The following is a 19,476-nucleotide window of genomic DNA, read 5'->3' on the forward strand; positions in this document are numbered from 1 at the left end:
TCTACCTTCCCTGGGGACTGCGGGATGCTCTCGGATCACGCCGTAGATGCGCTCGTCGCTTCGGCTTGTCTGGTAACAGACAGCCGGTCAAACCGCCTCTCTGCTTTTTCTCGCTACGCTTGTCTGCCCGCTTATGCGGTCAGTCAGTCAGTCAGTCGGTCGGTCGGTCGGTCAGCTCGCTCTGAGGGCAGGCGATGCGCTTCTCCAGCCAGATTTGATGGCTTATGTGGCGTGGGATGGGTGGGGCGGTGGTCGCCGCTGATCTCGTCTTCCCCCCTCACCTCTCCCTCTGTCACATTTCTTCTCCCCCAGGCATCTCCTTAAGTAAGGAGAGATTCCCTCGTCTGGCCGGCAACCCCCGGCTCTGGTTGACGTCAAGCGAGTGAGGATGTAGATAGCAATGGTACCCGCGGCGCAGGCCGTTGAGGCACTGATCCAGCAGTACGGCAAGTTGGTCTTCCATACAATCTATGGCCTGACCGGCGATTGGGAGGAAAGCCAGGACCTCACTCAGGATACTTTTCAGCAGGCGCTGAAAAGTATCGAGGCCGCCCGCGCTTCCAGTGGCCCTCATTTTAACGCCCGTGCCTGGCTGCTGAAGATCGCTCTCAATACGGTCCGTATGCAGGAGCGCCGCAAGCGTCTCTTCCGCTTTGTACCCTTCTCCTCGCTTGGCAACCAGAACCGACGCGATCAAGAGTCAGAGGGCGAACGCTTAACAGAGGATCTCGCGGCCCAGGCGGCTCCCGTCCAGCCTGATGGCTATGGGGCCGCACCTGGCTCTGATCCCGGTGACCTGATCGCCGAACGCGATGCCGTCCAGCGAACGTTGCAGCGCCTGCCAGAGCCACTGCGCGTCTGCCTTCTGCTTTCAGTGGTGGGCGATTTCTCTAGCGCGGAGATCGCTCAGATGCTGGACCTGAGCGAGCCGGCGGTTCGTCAGCGCCTGGTACGCGCTCGCCGGCAGTTCCAGCAGCTCTACGCCCTGGAGCGCGGCGATGGACCGGGTCGCCGACCCGATCTCGCTCCCGCTTGCCAGTCCGGCGACGCGCCCGGAGCGCCAGCCCCCTCCCGGCGCGCAAATAGCGAGGAGGCGACGCCTCTCCAATCCGAGCAGACGCTGCATACAGGAGATGCTGCCAGTGAGGAGAGACCCGAGCGGCTGGCCGCCGGTCCCCCCTGGTACAATGGGAGACGCTATGCAGCCTTTGGACTCTGTTGAGGTGCTGCTCCTGCGTCACTACGGCGAGCAGGCCCCTACCCCCTCCGATCTGGAGAGTCGCCTGCGCGCAGGCGTGACCAGAGAGGCCGCCTCTCTGGAAAGTGGTCAACGTATCGCTCGCTTGCTGGGCGAACGGCGCTTGAGCCGCCGCCGCGCCGCCGCTCTGGTGGCCCTTGGCGCGGCTGGGGCCGGTATGCTGAGCCTTGGCCTGGATTGCGTGCAGTCTCTGCTGACCCCCCACCAGCGAGAGCTGTCTTCCTACCCCGCTTATTCTGGTTAGCGAGAGGGAGAGCATGCCACCACGCCAGCTCTCAGCCCCCTCTCTCACGAGCAGGGGCGTTCCTGGCAAGAACAGCAAGCGTGAGCTACAATAAGTAATGAAAGAAGAAGAGTGTCGTCGCTTTCGGAGTGCATAAAGAAAGGCGCCACGCCTTGATCAGGTAAAGCAAGACAAGACGAGAAAAGAGAGGGTGCAACTATGGTCCCCGGATTCCACGGTCTCGATCTGGTCGTCATTCTGATCGTCGCCCTGCTGATCTTCGGACCCAAGCGCCTGCCCGAAATGGGGTCGGCCATCGGGAAGAGCATCAAGGAGTTTCGGAAGGGGATGAGCGATCTCACAAAGGACAAGGATGAGCGCGATCCTCTGGATGAGCCTTTTTCCCCTTCTTATGCGGCGCGCAATAATTTGAACCGCCTGAGCAGCGGCAGTAGCCTGCGCCAGGACCCGCTCTTTGAGCCAACTCCCGAGCTGGTTCACGAGACGCAGCCTCAGTCAACCCAGGGCCAGCCTTCTCCCGCCAGTATCAGTAAGACGGAACCGGCCAGCAGCGAGAGCAGGCAGAAGGCGGAATGAGACACCGCTCTCTCTGGATAGACTGGAGCTGTACAAGGGAGCAAAGTAGCAGCTATGCAGAGTAGATGCGTCCTATCGGTTCAGCCCGCCCTGCACCGCCGGGAGTGAGCAGAGGAAGAGCATGGCTACGGGGAACTTACAACAACCTGATTTGATGCCCGACCTGGATGAGACCTTCCGCTTTGAGGAGGAAGAGGAAGATGGCGCCTCCATGACGCTCGTTGAGCATCTGGAGGAGCTGCGCTGGCGCATTTTTAAGTCGCTGATCGCGGTCGTCGTCGGAGCAGTCGTCGCCTTTATCTTCCGCGAGCCGATTCTGCGTTTCCTGACCTTGCCGCTGCCGACGCTGACCGCTGGCCTACGCCTCGGCCCTCATGGAGAGCTGGCAGGCAAGGGTTTGATCACTATCGGCCTGGCCGAAGGCTTCACGGTCTTCCTCAAGGTCTCGATCGCGGTTGGTATCCTGCTGGCAATGCCGGTGATCCTTTATCAAGCGTGGGCTTTTATTGCTCCCGGCCTCTATCGCCACGAGAAAAGGGCCGCCCTGCCTTTCTTGATTATGGGCAGCCTCCTCTTCGTGGCTGGTATTGCCCTCGGCTTCGTGGTCCTGCAGTACCCAGTTCAATGGTTGATCGCATTCTCGTCCGGCGATTTTGTGGAGCTCGTTTCGGCAGACAGCTACTTTACGTTCGTGGCCTTCTTCTTGCTGGCCTTCGGCATCGTCTTCGAGATTCCTCTCGTGTTGACTTTCCTGGCTAAGCTCGGGATCGTAAGCGCCGAAACGTTGAAACGTCGTCGCGCCGCCTCCCACGTCGGATTGTGGATCGCCTCGACCTTTTTAACCCCCGGGGCCGATTTCTATAGCCCGATTATCCTGGGGGTGACGATGTCTTGTCTCTACGAGCTGACCATTCTCCTCATCCGCTTTATGGTTCGTCCCAGTAAGGCAGGCGCCTGAGCGAGCTTGCGCGAGTCCTGGAAAAGGCAGATGCCACTCGACTCGCCAGGCTCGCTCTCACACCTACTCTCGCCTCACTCTACACTCACTCTACACTCACTCACACTCAGGCGATCGCCAGAGGTGCCAGCACTTCGCTTCAATCTCAATTGAGAGCCTCCCCTCGCTGGTCACGATAGCTGAGCCAAAGAACGAGTTCCGCGCTGACGGGGGGCACACGAGACGACGAGTCCGGCTCAGTGCAGCCCGGCCTCAGCTTCGGCTGCTCCCCGCTCAGACGGCTTCATCCCGGCCTCTCCTCTTGTTTTCTCTTGCGGATCACGCCCAAAACCTTGCCATAGCACAAGGATGGCAAGGGCATAGCTGATGGCCGCCAGCACAAAGATCGCCGCATAGCCCTGCTGAACGATGACAATCCCTCCAAGGGGAGTCGACACCGAGTAGGCGATCCAATAGGCAGCCTGGTAGCTGCTGTTGGCCAGGCCACGCCACTGGGCCGGCACAACCTCCATTGAAAAGGCCTGCAGCACGCCCATTGTCATGTCCATCACCCCCTGACGCAGTGGATAGAGCAGGGCCGCCAGCAACAGGGAAGGACTGAAGCCCAGGACCAGCATGAGCGGCAGACTGAGCGCCTGCGTCGCGACTACGGCCCGCGCCTTGCCCAGACGCGCCGCTAGCCAGGGGGCGAGAAGCGTGGCGCCCGCGGTGAGAGCGGTGGCCCCCCCATCGATGAGACCAAATTGCCAGGAGCTGGCCCCCAGATGACGCACAAAAAAGAGATTGAAGTAGGGAATAAAGAGGCCAGCCCCGAAACCAATCAGCCCCTGCTCCAGCGTGAGCAGCACCAGGGCACTGCCCAGCCAGCGCCTCCAGACCTTCCAGTCGAGCCGGCGCCTCCAGCTGGCCCAGACTCTACGACGTACAAGACCGCCAACTCCTCCGGTCAGCAGAGACCTGAGCCTTCCATCAGCGGCTGGCTTCGAGAGAGGCCGCGGATCAGGATCGAGCAGAAAGAGGGGAATGAGACTGGGAATGGCCAGCAGGCCAGCCGCAATGAGGGCCAGCTGATAGGCTCGGGCCTCCGCTTGGGGGGCAAGCAGAGCATTGAGAGGGAACGGGAGCGGCCCCATGAACCAGGTCAGCTGACGAAACCAGACGGGCAGCGCTCCCCCGAGCAAACGCCCAGCGACCGAGGTCACCAGCGTCACGACCAGATTGAGGCTGAAGAGATGGGAGCGCTCTGCCGGCAAGCTGTTCTGAGTCAGATAGGGAGCATTGACGACGAGGAGGGCCGCGCTGACTACGCCTGCCAGGAAAGCCGTCACGAGCAAAGGCAGAGCCTGGCGAAAGAGGATCTGGCCAGCCCCCAGCAGACCAATCAGGAGACTGGCTACGATCAGGATGGTCTTGCCCCCCAAACGGTCCACACAGAGGCCCGCGGGAAAGATAGCCAGACCCGCCCCGACGGTAGCCGCAAATTGGACGGCCCCTATGAAGTCAGCGCGGTAGCCCAGAGCATCGAGATAGAGATTATACAGCAGCAGCAGAATGCCGAGCGAAACACCACCAAGAGCGTTGCTGATCAGATAGAGGCGAGCATTCCGCTGCAAGCGGGTAAACTGACGTAGGTAGTCAACGAGGAGAGACATGGCGCATGGATTGCACCGCCTGTTGAGCAGGCGCCTCCTCTCTGGTAGAAGCACGCTCTCCCCCCTTGCCGGCCCGGCCAGCACCCTGTTGGGCTTCGGTCGCAACAGGCAGGTCAGCAGAGAGGTCGCGGCCCGCTCTCGAGGGCCAGGCTTCGCGCGACGCTTCTCGCTGCTCCTCGCCGGCCACCGCAGCACGACGCAGCTCTCGTTCACGCGCCTCGCGTCGCACCAACCCCGGCAAGAAGAAGGCCCTGGCCACTTCCTTGACCATCACCGTCCGCGCTCGGAACTCGATCACCGCTTCCGCCACCCGGTCGCTTCCCTGCTCGACACGCCGGTCAACTGCCCGCACCCGCTCCGGCAGGCTGACCACACCCTGGACCAGCGGATGCTCTAAGGCACCTCCTTCAGCAGGTCGCTCGGCAGCGCTGACCTCCAGAGCCTGATTGAGCTGATCGACCGCCGGGCGTAAACGCTTAATCAGCTCGCTCTTCTCCTGGACCCAGGCAAAGGCGAAGAATAAGCCGATGGAGAGTCCCAGCGCCAGGACAATAAAGACAAACAACTCGATGGCCAGCACAATCGCCGCAATCTGGCCCCAGGTCTCCAGTGGATCAGCAGCGAGAGTAGCCAGAAGAGGGATGGACATCGTTACTTTCCTCCAACCTCTTGAGCACGGATGGCACGCATCTGCTGACGTCGGCGCTCTTCGCCGCGGCGCGCACGGCCCTTGCCCAGGAAGATGCGCAGCACCTGCTGCCCCGCCAGAACAGTGGCCACGGCGCGAATCCCCGGCGCCAGGGCGAAATCACGCGCCAACTGGGCCGCACTGCCCACCGTCGTCACCGTGTGACCGGCGGTGCGGGCCGTCTCTTTGACCACGCCAACCGTCTCCTGCATCGAGGCCAGGAGCGGACGCATCTCGTTGCGCACGGTCGTAATTGCTCGCAACAGGGCGAGAATAGTATAGATGAGAAGAGCAATAGCGATCAGCGTCGTTGCAGCCAGGATGATCAAAGCAATATAGAGCACTGCCAGCAAAACATGGAAGAGAGCAGCCAGGATAAAGCCTACAATAAGCAACACCAATACCCCAACCCCAATCACCAGCAAATAGCGCTTTGCGCTTTGCATAAGAAAGAGACCTCCCGGCAAAGATTTAGAGAAGCCTGTACTACCTGATTATAACGCATGGCCTTAAACAGCGACCACCAGCGCGGCAGTCGACTAGCTTCGGCCTCGCCAGTGACAAGGCTCTCATTACGTGTATACGCCGCTGAGGCCGCTCAGGCGACAGACCGCTCACGGCAGGCTATTTTCCCTTAGAAAGCTGAGCGTTAGCTGAGAAATTGCTGAATCTTTTATTGTTGACTTGCTCTCAGCTGCGTCCTGCGTGTATTGTCAAAGCAAGAGATCATGGATGAGGTGGCACAAGAGGGAACCGGCTCGGGCCATAAGGCCCGGTTCGAAGAGAAGGAGGGAACTTCTATGTTTGCTTCTGTGACGTCTGCAGCGATCGCTGCTCTTACCTCCGATTCACCGCTCTTTACAATCAATATCGGAGATTTTCATTGGACAGTGACCGTGGGAACCGTCATCTATGTGGTGATTGCCGCTATCGCCGGCCTCTTGGCCGAGTTTATTGTCGGCTGGCGGCTGCCAGGAGGCATCATCGGAGCGGTTATCGCAGGATTGATCGGCATTTGGCTTTTCACACACCTGTTTCCTTTCACCATTACCGGTGACCCCACGGTCTACGGCGTTCCCATTTTCCGGGCGCTCATCGGCGCGATCCTGCTGGTGTTTATCTGGCACCTGATCACTTTCGGCGCCTGGCGCCATCGCCGTCCATACTATCGTCGGGGTGACTAGCTCGCTCCTTTGTACGCTGACTCATTTGCCGCCGGGCCTGCTTTCTTCGCGGAGCCGACCGCTATCCGCAGCAGATCAGGCCCCGGCAACCCGCTCTCCCCCTCCCCCCCTCCCTCACTTGACCCAGGCAAACTACCACCCGACACATTGCCAGTGAGCGCTTTCTCCCGTATACTACAGCAAGCTAGTCGAGTGAGGGAGGCGTTGCAGTGGTCTTTACGACTCGTGCCTTTGTGACTTTTTTTACGATTATCGACCCCGTCGGGTTAGCACCCGTCTTCATCGCACTGACGGCCCATCTCAATGAGACCCAGCGCCGCACAGTGATCACCCGCGCCATCTTGATCAGCGCGGCCATCATTGCTGTCTTTGCCCTTATCGGTCGCTTTCTACTTGATAGATTAGGGATTACCCTCTACGCCTTCAATATGGCAGGAGGGGCTTTGCTCTTTCTCGTGGCAGTGGAGATGCTTTTTGGGCGATCGCCGGGGACGCGCCGCACCGCCGCTGAAGAGGAAGAGGCCATGACGCGCGAGGACATTAGTGTCTTTCCTCTCGCCATTCCGATGATTGCCGGCCCGGGGACGATCGCCACCACCATTCTCTACGTTGATCAGGCCCTGCCCGACCCTTTCAAGCTCTGCTCTGTGGCAGCCGCCATTGCCACCTCTCTGCTGGCAGCCTGGATTGTTATGCGCCACAGCTCCTGGATTATGGAGCACATTGGACGAACCGGGATTCTGGTCCTTTCGCGCATCCTTGGCATCCTGCTGGCAGCGCTCGCCATCCAGTTCATCCTGAATGGAACGTTGACCTTCATCCACACCAGCGGTCTGCTGCGCTGAGGCCAGTGGCAAGAGGAGAGCCTCCGCCCTAGAGTGGCACTGCAGGAGCTACCACAAAAAAAGAGGAGAGAGACGTCACCTTTTGCCAGGCCATTCGTAGTATCTTTTGAGTAGGGAGTGTGTCAATCGCCTCTGTAACCTCGGGGTTCAGGGCTATCTGGCGACAGCCTCCTGCTTCGCGAGGCAGGGCAGCCATCAGGTGCCCTCTGCTCCATCAGGAGCAACGGCTGCCATAGGCTTCTCTCTCCTGGCCAGACCATGAGCCTGGTCAGCAAAGAGAAAAGGACCGCTTTCTCCGGCTTCACCCGACAGCCCCTGGCAGCATGTCCCTATGATATCATGTAGGATGTGGTACCCAGGACACCAGCGAAGCAGTCAGACGCTCAGGACCTGGTAGCCCTTGCTTGCTGTCGTACGCCTTCCTGAAAGGAGTGGCTGAACGACCAGGAGTCCTTATTTTGTTACGACAGATGACACAGTCAGCTAGCCAGCCAGTCCAGCCAAGAGCAGGAGCTTTGACGGTATAGTGTGGCACTACGCCTGAGTGGAGGAGACATTTGGAAGCACAGACCGATATTCAATCTTACCTGGAACGTGGCAAACAGGCCCTCGCCGAGGGACAACCGCGAGAGGCAGCCATTGCTTTTGCCCACGCCGCCCAGATTGATCCAGAGAACCCCAAGGTACACCTGGGCCTGGCAGAGGCTAACCTGGGCCTGGGGGACTACCGGGTGGTGACCCTGGCTTGCAAGAAAGTCCAGGAGCTACAGCCAGAGGGCGGCCCGGAAAGCTTGTTAGCCCAAGCCTTGTTGGCACTGCTGGAGAAGCGCTACGATCAGGCACTGGCCCAGGTCGACCAGTATATCGCTCAGGAGCCGGCCAATGCCTACGCCCATGCTCTGCGCTCCTACCTGCTGCAGGCCCTGGGCCAGTACTACGATGCCGGCCTGGCACGGTCACGCGCTGCGCGCCTTTCCTACGGCGGGCGCTTCGAGCGGGCTTTCCCTCCCCTGGAGGATAGCTTCGGCTATCGGGGTGTTTCTTCTTCACCCTCACCCAGCGCACCCACCAGCCCAAGTCAGCCGCTGCCACAGGAGCAGGCTCCCTGGTCCCAGCGCAGCCAACTCCAACGCCAGATCACACGCGGACGCTTTATCTTGAGCCGCTACCCACGCCTGGTAACGAACGCCCTGATCGCTATCAACGTCGGCGTTTTTCTGGCCGAGGCTTTCTTGAGTCAGAGCCTCTTTATCGACGAGAATGTGCTCTACCAGCTGGGAGGAGAGGTCAGCCAGGTTGGGGACTACTGGCGTATCTTCACGGCGATGTTCTTGCACGCCAACATCCTCCATATCTTCTTAAACATGTTCTCACTGTTCTTGATCGGCAGTGCCACTGAGCTATTCTATGGCAAGATACGCTACCTGATCATCTACCTTGCCTCGGGGATCGTCGGCGGCCTGGCTACCTACTTTCTGATGCCCACAACGGTGCTGAGCGTGGGCGCCTCGGGAGCGATCTTCGGCGTTTTCGGTGCACTTGGCGCCTTCTATATCATGAACCGGCGAGCACTGGGACCTTTCGGCCAGGGGGCGATTATCAACTGGCTCTTCTGGCTGGGCCTCAACCTGGCCCTGGGTTTCGCTCCCGGCAGCAATATCGCCGTTTCTGACCACATCGGTGGCCTGATCACGGGCCTGGTGTTGGGCTTCCTGCTGGGTCGTCCGCTGGAGCGGCGCTTTCTCTAGCTCCTCCCGCCCCCAGCCCGAGCGAGCCTGCTCGAGCCGAACCAGGTTGCGGGGAGGAGAGAGACGACGATCAGATAAGCGTGACGGGTTGCCCGCTGGGAGTGCATCGCAGCCGATCGGAAGGAAGCGCCCCAGCAGTCCAGGCAGCCCGACTGTCTGGGCGCTCGGTCCGCGCCGGGGGAGATTGTTTCTCACTCAGGCGCTGGCTTTGAGGCGGGCCTTCTCGCTCGTCTGGCAGGCTGACCCCTTGCCTGTTTTGCCTGTTGCCGTGCTCTCCTTCCGCCCGCCTTACTTCTGCTCTTCCTCAGCCCGCACAGCGCGCCAGCAGAGGCTCACCCGCCGCCTGTTGGTAGACAGAGTAAACTAAATATAAGGAGCTGAGCCTGCAATCTCGCTGTGACCCGGCTGAGTCACATGATCCTATCCATGCCCTTTACCCCCCGCTCAGCTCCCTTTTTCTTGGTACATTGAGTAATAGAGAGGAGTCGTCGGCCCAGCAGGCGCCTGGACCAGTGGTCCAGGCGCTCAGACGCGGCCCGTGCCAACCACAGCAATGGCACGTACATAGGTTCCCGCCTGGACCAGCGTTGCAATGGCTCCGCTGGTGAGATCGAGGGCAAAGACGTTCCCATCGGCATAGAAAGTCAGCGTGTGCCCATTGAGCCAGGTTCCCAATTCAACCAAAGCCGCAGTGGAGGTTGCCAGGAGCACAGGCTTGGTCACGCGCAGATGGCCATTGCCATCGCTCACCTGCACCGTGTAGAGAGCACTGTGGCGGCCATAGGGCGGCTGGTCGTCGCTGGAAAACTCCACATAGACCAGGGAGCGCTCATCAGGAGTAAAAAGCGGCGTGGTCACCCAGTGATAATCAGCAATGCTACGCAGCGCCCGCTGCGCAGGAAGCACAACCTGGGCCTTTCCCAGCGCCGGCGGCGAGCCTCCCAGCGAAGCCAGACTCAAACTGTTCGCATAGGAGAGAGCCGCAATGTCCGCCGGAACACTATTATCGGTCGGATAGGGGACCTGCCCCTCGTTGGGCGAATAGAGGAGGAAGCGATCAGAGGGCGAGAGCAACAGCGGCCCCTGCTGCGGATCTTCGTCGAGAACCTCCTGCGGCTGCTGTTGCTCTTGTCCAACTGTGCTGGTAATCGGCAGCACCCACAGGCCATTTTGAATCGCTTCATGGCTGCCACGACTGTCCGTCAGTAGGAGATAGGCGAGCACCTGCTTGCTACTAGCCGGAAGAACAGCAAAAACCCGGAAACAGGGACAGTCTGCAGTCGATTGCTGATAGACGAGGTGGGTGCTGGCCAGCGGCCCGGCGTAAATCTTGATAGTGCCTCGCCCGTTGGAGGGTTCGCTACTCCAGGCGAGCCAATGCCCGTCACTGCTAAGGGCCATCGAGGTCACCACCTCGCCAGCATCGATAGTGGCGATCTGCGTGGCCTGCCCGCTAAAGATGTCGAGCAGCCAGAGGCCATCGCCGCTGTAAAGCAGCTGCCCGGAGGCCGTGAGCAAAGGCCGCACCGCCTGATTGTAGATGTAGCCAGGCGCGTTGAGAACCTCCGGCTGACCACCTAAAGGAGCCAGGAAGAGATTACCTTGCTGGCTGTTGGGGTTTTGACTGTTTTTGGGATTGCTGGGCAGATTCGGATTGTAGGGCTGCTCATAGAGCAGATAGCGACCTTCTGGTAACTGAAGTACAGCATTGGATGCACCGTTATTGGGCCAGAAAATCGGCGGATTGGGCGTCGGCGTCGCTGAGGGGTTCGGGGTCGGAGTTGGCGTTATGACAATCGGAGAAGCAACGCGGGTTTCAAGAGCGCTCACGGTCGCCGTTGCCGAGCGTGCAGCTGCCTGTTGAGCCTGGGGAGTCAGACCATAGATGAGCAGGCCATTGAAGCAGGCCAGGAGCAGCCCGACCAGGCTCAGCATAGCCAGCAGGCCGATTCTTGATAGGTGCATGTAGCGACTCTGCGGCCCGGAAGCAGAGTCAGCTGAGGCACGCGGTGGATCACTCACCTGATGAGCCAATGCTAGTTGTCGCCTCACATCATGGCTTCAATTTCTTCGCCGTCTGAGTATACACGAGAGCGGCCCAGGATGTGAAGCACTGGGCGAACTGGGCCGCGCGCATACTCGTGAGCTGCCACTGCTGTTGACACCAGCGCCAGCAGCGCGTCTGTAGTCCCAGCACTGGTGGCGGCGCAAAAGGTTTGCCGGCCTGCTGCCAGGCTTGTTGATGGTTCTCGCCCTGGACGATCACCCCACGCTTGTGCGCCTGTTCATCGATAAAGGCCGCCGTCTTCTCAAAGACCTCCTCGCGGTCGTAGTCTTTAGTAATCAGGTGATAGGAGCGATGAAAGGTAACCAGATATTTTTCGGACGAGCTGACCTGACGATAGATGGCCAGGCCATCGCGTGGGGGAACAACGTGATCGTGGCGCGCTACCATAATGAGAGCTGGGGCGGTCACCGCTGGTAGGGCCTGCCGCAGGTGGGGAAGAAACTCCAGCAGGTTCTCGATGGCCACCAGCACCCGCCACTGTTGGCTCTGCTCGAAGCGCTCACGACTGTAGGCATAGCGCGCCGCCGGATCGCGAATGTCTTCCCAGGCCCAGCGGATGCGCGGCACCAGCCGGCGCGCCAGCCGAATGAAGGGCAGAGTCCAGGAATAAAGGTGCAGCGGCGCACACATAGCCACGACTCCATCGACCGCCTCCTGTGCAGCCACGTAGAGCACCAGGGCCCCACCCAGCGAGTGGCCTACCAGAAATACCGCTGCACAGCGACGTTTGAGCGCCTGCAGCTCCGAACGCACCGCCTCTACCCAGTCTCTCCAGCTCACCTCAACCAGCCGAGCGATGTCTTCCTCTCCATGCCCGGGCAGGAGCAAATTCACAACCTGCAAACCCCGCGCTCTCAAATAGCTTTCCAGCTCCTGCATATCATATCGGCTGCCGTTGAGGCCATGCACTAGCACGACTCCCGCCTCTTCTTTGCGCCGCGTCACCTCCATTGCTCTTCCTTCGGACAAGCCAGCGCTGGTTGAGAACAGGGACGCCATCAGAGAGACCTCCTTACTATTACCTGAGCGTGTCGTGCAACATTCGCGGGAGCGGACCGTAGCGAATCGTGCCGAGCGCAGCATCAGGCCAGCTCTACTGGCGGAGAGCACCCGGCATGACAGGCAGGAACGCACACCACAGGCTGGCCGGCGCCCGCTGCCTTTCTCTCTTTCCTGTTGTATGGTAACGCGCCAGGGTCACACAGGTCAATGGCTGCGCTGCCCACGGCGAGAAGGGCTGGCCAAGCCCTTGGCGGAAAGAGTACTATGATGAGCAATCCTCGAACTCTCTGAGAAGGGGAATTCTCCAAACAAGGAGCGCTGCGATGAAGTTTGCAACACGGGCCATCCACGCTGGCCAGGAACCTGACCCCACCACTGGGGCGATCATGCCACCAATTTTTCAGACCTCTACCTACGCCCAGCAGGGATTGGGCGGCCACAAAGGCTTTGAGTATTCGCGTACCGGTAACCCAACACGGCAGGCCCTGGAGACCTGCCTGGCAGCCCTCGAAGAGGGAAGCTACGGCCTGGCTTTCGCCTCGGGCATGGCCGCCGAGAGCGCTGTGCTGAGCTTGCTGAGCGCAGGCGACCACCTGATCGCCTGCGATGACCTCTACGGCGGCACCTATCGCCTCTTCGAGCGAATCTTGCGCCGCTATCAGATGAGCTGCGATTATGTGCCGCTGGGAAGCACACCTGAGAGCTATGCCCACCTCATCCGCCCGACAACGCGGCTGATCTGGCTAGAGAGTCCTACCAATCCCTTGCTGCGCCTGGTCGACATCGCTGCTGTTGCCGAGGTGGCCCACGCCCACGGCTTGCTCCTGGTCGTTGACAATACTTTTGCCACACCCTACTTGCAGCAGCCGCTGAAGCTCGGAGCCGATATCGTGGTCCATAGCACCACCAAATACCTCAATGGACATAGCGATGTCATCGGCGGCGCTGTGATCACCAGCCACGAAGAGATCTATCAGCAGATCAAATTTTATCAGAATGCCGCCGGCGGCGTTCCTTCGCCGTTCGACTGCTGGCTGACCCTGCGCGGACTCAAAACCCTGGCCGTGCGCATGCAGCAGCACCAGGAGAATGCCCGACGCCTGGCCCGCTTCCTGGCAGAGCACCCGCGCGTCGAGCGCGTCTACTACCCCGGACTGAGTGAGCACCCCGATCACGCGCTGGCACAGCGCCAAATGCGCGGCCCCGGCGGCATGGTCTCCTTCCAGCTCCGGGGGACACGTGAGGACGTCGATCATCTGGTGCGCCGCTTCCAGGTCTTCACGCTGGCCGAAAGCCTGGGAGGCATCGAGTCCCTGGTCTGCCATCCCGCCAGCATGACTCATGGCTCCATTCCTCGCGAGGTGCGCGAGGCCCGCGGCATCACCGAGACACTGCTTCGCCTCTCGGTGGGAATCGAAGACAGCGACGACCTGCTCGCCGATTTGGAGCAGGCTCTAGCTTGAACAGGCCGCCCCTACCAGCACAGGCTATCTGTCAGGGGAAAAGAAGTACGAAGAGGAAATCTACGGGAGAAAGCGGCTACCCCAGGTAGGCGCCCGGTCCGGCCCCAGCCTGGCCTCGCCCTTTCTCCCCTGTTACTTTTTGGGATATTGAGGAGTCCGCTGGCCAAAAAGCGTTATCCTTAGTAAGGAAAATGATCTATTCCTATCGATCAATCTTCTTCTTTGCCTAAAAAGCAGGAGGCTGCTCTGAAATGAAGCCCTCAGAGAGGAAAGCGCGGCAGCGCTTCTGGAAAAGCTCGATAGTGCTTAGTCTCTTTCTTTTATTTTTTGCATTAAATGCATGTGTCGGAAATTCTGCGCAGCAGCAAACAGCGAACCAGGCCAAGGCCAGGCTTGACAGCCTTATCGCCCAGGCGCGCAGCGCGGGTGTTCCCCAAGCGTTGCTTAGCCCCATTGAGGATCAGGAGGCTCAGCTTGCCTCTAGCCACGCGCCCCTGAGCTTTTTCAACGATCAGCCCCTGGTCCAATACTATCAGAATCTGACTCAGCGTTATCAGCAACTGTGCACTCAAGTGGAAGGGCTGACTTCCCAGGTCACCGACGAGTTTGATTATCAGGCCTGGCAGGATCTGCAAGGCTATGCCAGTCTGCTTTCCGAGCGCCAGGCGCAAGGTTTTGCCGAGGCTCAACCTTTCCAGAATCGCCTGGCCAAGCTGCAGGCATCCTTTAGTCAGGCGAAATTGCCCCGCGACTACCAGCAGATCAGCAACCAGGCTCGCCAGGACACGCAGGCGTTGCGCCTGATGGCAACCGCCGCCAACCAAATGCGAACCTTTGATCAGGTCATTAGCCAGCTTCAGGCTTCGCACCTGGATACTACGCCTCTCAAGCAGCTGCTTCAGGCCGATCAGGAGCGCTTTCACACGGCCCGGAGCCCCGAGGACTTCCAGGGGCTGATCAGTACGATCAACGCCCAGTTCACGCAAGCCGTGGTTGTCTCCACGCAGGCCATTCCTTACGTGGGCGCGGCCAAGCTGAGACAGTTCAGCGACTATATCTCTCAGGCTCAGCAGTACGGCCAGGACGTGAGCACCTTCCAGCAGCGGCTGACGGCTGACCAGCACGCGCTTGACCAGGCCCAGACCATCGGCGACTATCTGCAGGTCTCTTCGCAGATCGATAACGATATCGGCGCCATCCAGCTCACGGTCTACCGCGGCAAGGCCAGTTACCTGCTCCAGCAGTTCCACACGGAGGTCAAAAACTGGGGCGCTGCTCACAAGTACCACGGCTACGAGCTGGATTTCGAATATATGGACCAGGGCATTGGCTCGGATGCCGATTACCTGGTGGAAACGGCTCAGACCATCGACGATTACCAGGCGGCTATCGACTTCATCGATCGCGGCATGACGCTGCTCCAGGCTATGGAGGCCGACTACAGCGATCAGACGCCCTATAACCAGGCGCACAACACCGACCTGCAGCTGATGGCACGCTACGGCTTCATGCAGGGCGAGGTCATGGTGGTTTCGCTAGTAGAACAGGTGCTGCGCCTCTACAATAATGGACAGCTCGTGCGCGCCTTCTATGTGACCACCGGGCAGTATATGCGGCCTTCGCCCCCGGGCATCTACCATATCTTCGATCGGGAGTCGCCGACAGTCTTTAAATCCAGCGAGCCAAAAGGCTCAGCCTTCTGGTATCCCGACACGAAGATCAATTACGCGATGGCCTACCGCCAGGATGGTTACTTTATTCACGATAGCTGGTGGCGCGCCGACTATGGACCAGGTACAGAGTTCCCGCATTACGATAGCGGCGGCGATGAGGACTTCGCTGGCAATGGGAGCCACGGGTGCATCAATATGCCGACAGATGCGGCTGGCTGGCTCTATAATCATACCGCCTATGGGACGCCGTTGATTATCTACTAGCAGCTCCGACGCGATCAGCTTAATCAGTGCGATCTCTCTTCCGGCAAGAGCGAGGGAGGTCTGGCCAGACCTCCCTCGCTCTGTTTCTCTTTCGCTCAGCTCTTCCTCCTCTTCGTTAGCTTCCCCTCACCCCCCTCGTGCTTCACCAGACAGAAGGAGACCAGGAGCAGAATGACAAGGGACAAAGAGCGTTTGACAACCAGCGCCGGCTATGTTACAATCCTTGAGCACTCACCCTATCCGGCGCCTACTGCGCCGGTCTTATCTTGCTTGCTTGCACGAATCAGACAATCAAGTTAGTAGCCAGCCAGTTGATCCATAGACAGCAAGCAGACACCAGAGAGGCGCCGCCTGGCAAGGAACGCAACACGGTAGAAGACCGCCGACCAGGCCGGGCGGGCAAGGCTCGACCTCTAGTGAGCCAGTTGACCAGGTCGCCGGCGCCTCCACAGGGCGGCTGCGCTGTAAGGTGACCGAACATGATGGGAGGCGCCGCCCGCGCTGGACCCCACCGCCGAGGAGCACGCCGCAAGGAGAGCAGAGCGTCAGGCTATCAGGGGCGAGCTGCTACGGCCAGCAGCCAGGCCCTCGTCGTGTGAGTGAAAGGCGCCAACGAGTAGCTGTCGTGTGATTATCGCTAAGGAAGCGGGGAGGTTCGATAAGCTTCTATGCCCAACACGAAGTCAGCGGAGAAACGCCTGCGCCAGGAGCGCAAGCGGCGTTTATATAACCGCAGCGTGAAGTCGTCGGTCAAGACGGCGATTAAGAAAGCTCGCCTGGCGATTGCAAGTGGCCTTGATGCTGAGGCGGCGGTGCGCCAAGCCATTAGCACGCTGGATCGCGCCGTGAAGAAAGGTGTGCTGCATCCCAACAATGCCGCGCGCCGCAAGTCGCGTTTGATGAAACTCTTCAATAGCGCGAAAGCCGCGAGTTCCCCTCAGTAGGCCCTGGTCGGTAGCTCGTCAGCCAGGTGGGAGTCGGGCCGGGGCCTTATCAGCAACCAGCAAGAGACAGGGTGCGAGCGTCGGCCCGCAGCAGGTGAAGAGAGCCTTTGGCCTCTCTTCAGTACAAGTGATCTTCTCTACGAGAAAGAGCAGCGCAAGAGGCCGCTTTATTGAGAAGCCGGCTTATTGCCGCCTGCGTTTATGTTGTCTCAATCCGTCTATCCAGGCGCTACCAGGATCAGAGCCAGCCGGACCGCACGGCCTGGCCGCTGCTTGCCCGGCTCCGGCACGACGGCAGTGAGCCAGTTGGTCAGTTAGAGAGCATACCCTTTGCTTTGACATTGACATTCAGAGAGCAGGCCCTTTCATGGTCGTCTGCCCTGGTGGCGTAACGGAGCGGAGTGGAGGTTTCTGGGAATATGGCCGAGAAACAGGAGATTCCAAAGCCCGCCGGGCGCGCCCTGCTGGAGGCAGTGGAGCGCTCGCAGATGCGCAAGGATGTGCCGGAGATTAAATCCGGCGATACGGTCCGCCTGCTTGTGCGCGTCGGTGAGGGCAAAGATGAGCGCGTTCAGCCCTTCGAGGGTGTGGTGATTCGCTTGCACGGCGGCGGCGTTAATCGGACCTTTACAGTGCGCCGCATCGCCGCGCATGGGATCGGTGTCGAGCGTACTTTTCTGCTCCATTCGCCCCGCCTTGAAAAGATTGAGGTGCTCCGTCATGCGCGGGTGCGCCGTAAGCAGCTGTATTATCTGCGTGAGCGTTCCGGCAAGTCGGCCCGCCTGAAGGAGGTCCGTCCGATGCGCAAGGCCGAGATCGCCGCCCGAGAGGCTGCCGCCGCAGCTCGCGAGGAGCGCAGGGGCGAGGCGTAGCTCCCCCGCGGGCAGCCTTCTCTATACTCTGGTGAGGCGCTCCGCTGTTTCTCCTTTGCTCGCTCTCTCTTCATCGCCCGTTCGTCTGCTCGTTCGTTCGCCTGTTCGCCCGCTTCGCGGCTGGGCCCTGACGGCTGGTGCGAGAAAGGAGGAGCACGGACGCGAAACCGAGGCAGCAGAGAGAGGACATGGAGCCGACCTTAGAGGAAGAGCTGGCACTGCTTGCCCAGGGGTATCGTTTCGTTGCCGGACTGGACGAAGCTGGCCGTGGTTGCCTGGCCGGCCCAGTGGTGGCCGCTGCCGTCATCCTTCCTGTCGAGCGCCTGGCCCGGCTGACGCCGGTGTCCGATACGCTCGCCAGCGGATCTGATCAGGATTCGGCGGCTCTGTCTCTACGTACGAAGCTGCGCGATTCAAAACAGATGACTCCCGCGCAGCGCGAGCGAATGTATGCGGTGATTCAACAGCTGGCGCTCGCCGTGGGCGTGGGCATAGCCTCGGTGGAGTTGATCGATCAACGCAATATTTTGCAGGCCACCCGCTGGGCGATGCGCGAGGCTCTGGCCCAGCTACAGATTCGGCCCGAGGCCCTGTTGCTGGACGCGCTGACGCTACCCGGGATTCCTCTGCCTCAGCGCCCCCTGATCAAGGGTGATGCACGCTGCCTCTCCATTGCTGCCGCCTCTGTGGTTGCAAAGGTGACACGCGATCGCCTGATGGAGCGCCTTCACGAGGAGTTTCCCGTCTATGGCTTCGATCGCCATAAGGGCTATGGGACGGAGGCCCATCTTGCCGCCCTGCGCCGCTATGGCGTGAGTCCGCATCACCGTCGAAGCTTTGCCCCAGTACGCGAGCTGGTCGCTGGCCTCTTCAGTGCCCTGCCCGAGTCTGAGGGTGCAGCCACCCCTCTTCCGGCCATGCCATTGGAGTCCCTGGAAGAGGTGGACGATGGCCGGTTCTAGCCAGAGGACAGCCTGGTTTTCCTTCTCTTCGACAGGCTGTCCTTTCTTTTCCGGCTCGATAGCCAGTCAGGCCAGATATCATCGGTCTGGCAGGTTGGAGGGGTCCTTTGCTTGCTCTGCTTTATCGACTAGGTCTGTTCCGTTGACTTTCGTCTGCTGAGGAAGTGCTATGCCCGATTATGTCTGGGGCCGCAATCCAGTGCTGGAGACTCTGCGCTCGCCGCGCCGGGTCAAGCGCTTGCTTCTGGCCGAGGGATTGCGCGAGGCGCCAGCTCTCCGGGCCATCGTCGAGGAGGCGCAACGACGCTCGATCCCCATCGAGAGTGTGCCTCGTCCCCGCCTCGATCAGTTAAGTAGCGGCTCTGTCCACCAGGGCTGTATTGCGGTGGTGGAGTCGCGACGTTATGTCAGCCTCGATGAGATCCTGGCTTACGCCGCCGAACGCCAGGAAGATCCTTTTGTGCTGATTCTGGATTCCTTACAGGACGTGACGAACCTGGGTTCTTTGCTGCGCACCGCTGAGGCCGCCGGCGTGCACGGGGTTGTTATTCCAGAGCACCGCGCCGCCGATATCACGCCCGCTGTGGTCAAGACTTCCGCCGGCGCGACCGAGCATCTGTTGATCGCTCGCGAGACAAACTTGACGCGCTGTATTGAGTTTTTGAAGCAACAGAATATATGGGTCATCGGCCTGGACGCCAGCGCTCGTCAGCGCTATACTGAGGCCGATCTGACAGGACCGCTGGCGCTGGTGGTGGGCAGCGAGGCTAAGGGACTGCACCGCCTCGTCCGCGAACATTGCGATCTGTTGGTAAGCATCCCTATGCGCGGGCGTATCCAGTCGCTGAATGCGGCGGTCGCCGGAAGTATCGTTCTCTATGAGGCTCTGCGCCAGCAGGAGCAGGGCAAGCGCCTCAAGTCGTGAGTGCTCCCCAGGTTCCCACACTCATGGAGGACTGGCCGGCTTCCTTCTTGTGGACCCCACAGCAGGCAGGAGCGCTATTTCGCCTTCCTGCACACGGGGCAGCATCTAGCAGAGAGAGGGCGATTGCTGGTGGTGGCTGGAACGAGTAAG

General features: G+C 60.2%; 18 protein-coding genes. 13 read left to right on the forward strand and 5 right to left on the reverse strand.

The genetic code is table 11. From position 1 onward, the window contains the following. Positions 1-400 precede the first annotated feature (400 nt). The 4 genes from N688_RS19555 to tatC all read left to right on the forward strand — a co-directional run bounded on the left by N688_RS19555 (position 401) and on the right by tatC (position 3,036). Entirely contained in the window at positions 401-1,222 is an 822-nt protein-coding gene (locus N688_RS19555) for an RNA polymerase sigma factor (protein ID WP_052890850.1), read from the forward strand. Further along, positions 1,200-1,502 carry a hypothetical protein gene (locus tag N688_RS19560; RefSeq protein ID WP_052890851.1) on the forward strand — a complete coding sequence of 101 codons (303 nt, stop codon included), beginning with the start codon at positions 1,200-1,202 and terminating at the stop codon, positions 1,500-1,502. The genes N688_RS19555 and N688_RS19560 overlap by 23 nt, the downstream gene beginning before the upstream one ends. A gap of 198 nt (positions 1,503-1,700) precedes the next feature. After that, positions 1,701-2,078 (forward strand): Sec-independent protein translocase subunit TatA/TatB, encoded by a 378-nt coding sequence (locus N688_RS22505; RefSeq protein WP_081839036.1) that lies wholly within the window; start codon positions 1,701-1,703, stop codon positions 2,076-2,078. A gap of 121 nt (positions 2,079-2,199) precedes the next feature. Then, positions 2,200-3,036 (forward strand): twin-arginine translocase subunit TatC, encoded by an 837-nt coding sequence (tatC, locus tag N688_RS19570; protein ID WP_081839037.1) that lies wholly within the window; start codon positions 2,200-2,202, stop codon positions 3,034-3,036. Positions 3,037-3,272: 236 nt separating this feature from the next. On the opposite strand, the gene N688_RS19575 is transcribed toward tatC, so the two are convergent. The 3 genes from N688_RS19575 to N688_RS19585 are packed head-to-tail and all read right to left on the reverse strand — an operon-like array spanning position 3,273 to position 5,822. Then, on the reverse strand, positions 3,273-4,688 hold the full coding sequence (locus tag N688_RS19575) for an MFS transporter (protein WP_052890853.1): 1,416 nt from the start codon (positions 4,686-4,688) through the stop codon (positions 3,273-3,275). Then, positions 4,672-5,337 (reverse strand): hypothetical protein, encoded by a 666-nt coding sequence (locus tag N688_RS19580; RefSeq protein WP_052890854.1) that lies wholly within the window; start codon positions 5,335-5,337, stop codon positions 4,672-4,674. The genes N688_RS19575 and N688_RS19580 overlap by 17 nt, the downstream gene beginning before the upstream one ends. Before the next feature lie 2 nt (positions 5,338-5,339). Further along, positions 5,340-5,822: a hypothetical protein gene (locus N688_RS19585; protein WP_052890855.1), complete on the reverse strand. Its 483-nt coding sequence runs from the start codon at positions 5,820-5,822 to the stop codon at positions 5,340-5,342. Positions 5,823-6,176: 354 nt separating this feature from the next. On the opposite strand from N688_RS19585, the gene N688_RS19590 reads away from it, so the two are divergent. The 3 genes from N688_RS19590 to N688_RS19600 all read left to right on the forward strand — a co-directional run bounded on the left by N688_RS19590 (position 6,177) and on the right by N688_RS19600 (position 9,153). Then, positions 6,177-6,560, forward strand: coding sequence for a GlsB/YeaQ/YmgE family stress response membrane protein (locus tag N688_RS19590; RefSeq protein WP_202901974.1), 384 nt, complete (start codon positions 6,177-6,179; stop codon positions 6,558-6,560). A 209-nt stretch (positions 6,561-6,769) separates the two neighbouring features. Then, entirely contained in the window at positions 6,770-7,405 is a 636-nt protein-coding gene (locus N688_RS19595; RefSeq protein ID WP_052890856.1) for a MarC family protein, read from the forward strand. 557 nt (positions 7,406-7,962) lie between these two features. After that, positions 7,963-9,153, forward strand: a complete 1,191-nt coding sequence (locus N688_RS19600; protein ID WP_052890857.1) for a rhomboid family protein — start codon at positions 7,963-7,965, stop codon at positions 9,151-9,153. Positions 9,154-9,678: 525 nt separating this feature from the next. Here the strand turns inward: N688_RS19600 and N688_RS19605 are convergent. Both N688_RS19605 and N688_RS19610 read right to left on the reverse strand, forming a co-directional pair. Further along, the gene (locus N688_RS19605; protein WP_156025536.1) at positions 9,679-11,118 is read right to left on the reverse strand and encodes a hypothetical protein; all 1,440 of its coding nucleotides are present in this window, start codon (positions 11,116-11,118) and stop codon (positions 9,679-9,681) included. Positions 11,119-11,206: 88 nt separating this feature from the next. Further along, positions 11,207-12,220 carry an alpha/beta hydrolase gene (locus N688_RS19610; protein WP_162179592.1) on the reverse strand — a complete coding sequence of 338 codons (1,014 nt, stop codon included), beginning with the start codon at positions 12,218-12,220 and terminating at the stop codon, positions 11,207-11,209. Between the two features lie 326 nt (positions 12,221-12,546). Between N688_RS19610 and N688_RS19615 the strand changes: the two genes are divergently transcribed. The 6 genes from N688_RS19615 to rlmB all read left to right on the forward strand — a co-directional run bounded on the left by N688_RS19615 (position 12,547) and on the right by rlmB (position 19,326). Further along, the gene (locus N688_RS19615) at positions 12,547-13,686 is read left to right on the forward strand and encodes a cystathionine gamma-synthase (protein WP_052890860.1); all 1,140 of its coding nucleotides are present in this window, start codon (positions 12,547-12,549) and stop codon (positions 13,684-13,686) included. 440 nt (positions 13,687-14,126) lie between these two features. Continuing rightward, the gene (locus N688_RS19620; protein WP_162179593.1) at positions 14,127-15,623 is read left to right on the forward strand and encodes a L,D-transpeptidase; all 1,497 of its coding nucleotides are present in this window, start codon (positions 14,127-14,129) and stop codon (positions 15,621-15,623) included. Between the two features lie 668 nt (positions 15,624-16,291). Beyond that, entirely contained in the window at positions 16,292-16,567 is a 276-nt protein-coding gene (rpsT, locus tag N688_RS19625) for a 30S ribosomal protein S20 (protein ID WP_052890862.1), read from the forward strand. Positions 16,568-16,986: 419 nt separating this feature from the next. Further along, positions 16,987-17,439 (forward strand): 50S ribosomal protein L19, encoded by a 453-nt coding sequence (gene rplS, locus N688_RS19630; RefSeq protein ID WP_052890863.1) that lies wholly within the window; start codon positions 16,987-16,989, stop codon positions 17,437-17,439. A gap of 137 nt (positions 17,440-17,576) precedes the next feature. Beyond that, positions 17,577-18,401, forward strand: a complete 825-nt coding sequence (locus N688_RS19635; RefSeq protein ID WP_081839039.1) for a ribonuclease HII — start codon at positions 17,577-17,579, stop codon at positions 18,399-18,401. A 169-nt stretch (positions 18,402-18,570) separates the two neighbouring features. Next, positions 18,571-19,326 carry a 23S rRNA (guanosine(2251)-2'-O)-methyltransferase RlmB gene (gene rlmB / locus N688_RS19640; protein ID WP_052890864.1) on the forward strand — a complete coding sequence of 252 codons (756 nt, stop codon included), beginning with the start codon at positions 18,571-18,573 and terminating at the stop codon, positions 19,324-19,326. The last annotated feature ends 150 nt before the right edge of the window (positions 19,327-19,476 follow it).

The organism is Thermogemmatispora carboxidivorans, assembly GCF_000702505.1.
Taxonomy (GTDB): Bacteria; Chloroflexota; Ktedonobacteria; order Ktedonobacterales; family Ktedonobacteraceae; genus Thermogemmatispora; species Thermogemmatispora carboxidivorans.

Excerpts from the sequence above, each read along its gene's own strand:
- N688_RS19555 (WP_052890850.1), top strand. The coding sequence starts at position 401 with ATGGTACCCGCGGCGCAGGCCGTTGAGGCACTGATCCAGCAGTACGGC.
- N688_RS19560 (WP_052890851.1), top strand. The coding sequence starts at position 1,200 with ATGCAGCCTTTGGACTCTGTTGAGGTGCTGCTCCTGCGTCACTACGGC.
- N688_RS22505 (WP_081839036.1), top strand. The coding sequence starts at position 1,701 with ATGGTCCCCGGATTCCACGGTCTCGATCTGGTCGTCATTCTGATCGTC.
- tatC (WP_081839037.1), top strand. The coding sequence starts at position 2,200 with ATGGCTACGGGGAACTTACAACAACCTGATTTGATGCCCGACCTGGAT.
- N688_RS19575 (WP_052890853.1), bottom strand. The coding sequence starts at position 4,688 with ATGTCTCTCCTCGTTGACTACCTACGTCAGTTTACCCGCTTGCAGCGG.
- N688_RS19580 (WP_052890854.1), bottom strand. The coding sequence starts at position 5,337 with ATGTCCATCCCTCTTCTGGCTACTCTCGCTGCTGATCCACTGGAGACC.
- N688_RS19585 (WP_052890855.1), bottom strand. The coding sequence starts at position 5,822 with ATGCAAAGCGCAAAGCGCTATTTGCTGGTGATTGGGGTTGGGGTATTG.
- N688_RS19590 (WP_202901974.1), top strand. The coding sequence starts at position 6,177 with ATGTTTGCTTCTGTGACGTCTGCAGCGATCGCTGCTCTTACCTCCGAT.
- N688_RS19605 (WP_156025536.1), bottom strand. The coding sequence starts at position 11,118 with ATGCACCTATCAAGAATCGGCCTGCTGGCTATGCTGAGCCTGGTCGGG.
- N688_RS19610 (WP_162179592.1), bottom strand. The coding sequence starts at position 12,220 with ATGGCGTCCCTGTTCTCAACCAGCGCTGGCTTGTCCGAAGGAAGAGCA.
- N688_RS19615 (WP_052890860.1), top strand. The coding sequence starts at position 12,547 with ATGAAGTTTGCAACACGGGCCATCCACGCTGGCCAGGAACCTGACCCC.
- rpsT (WP_052890862.1), top strand. The coding sequence starts at position 16,292 with ATGCCCAACACGAAGTCAGCGGAGAAACGCCTGCGCCAGGAGCGCAAG.
- rplS (WP_052890863.1), top strand. The coding sequence starts at position 16,987 with ATGGCCGAGAAACAGGAGATTCCAAAGCCCGCCGGGCGCGCCCTGCTG.
- rlmB (WP_052890864.1), top strand. The coding sequence starts at position 18,571 with ATGCCCGATTATGTCTGGGGCCGCAATCCAGTGCTGGAGACTCTGCGC.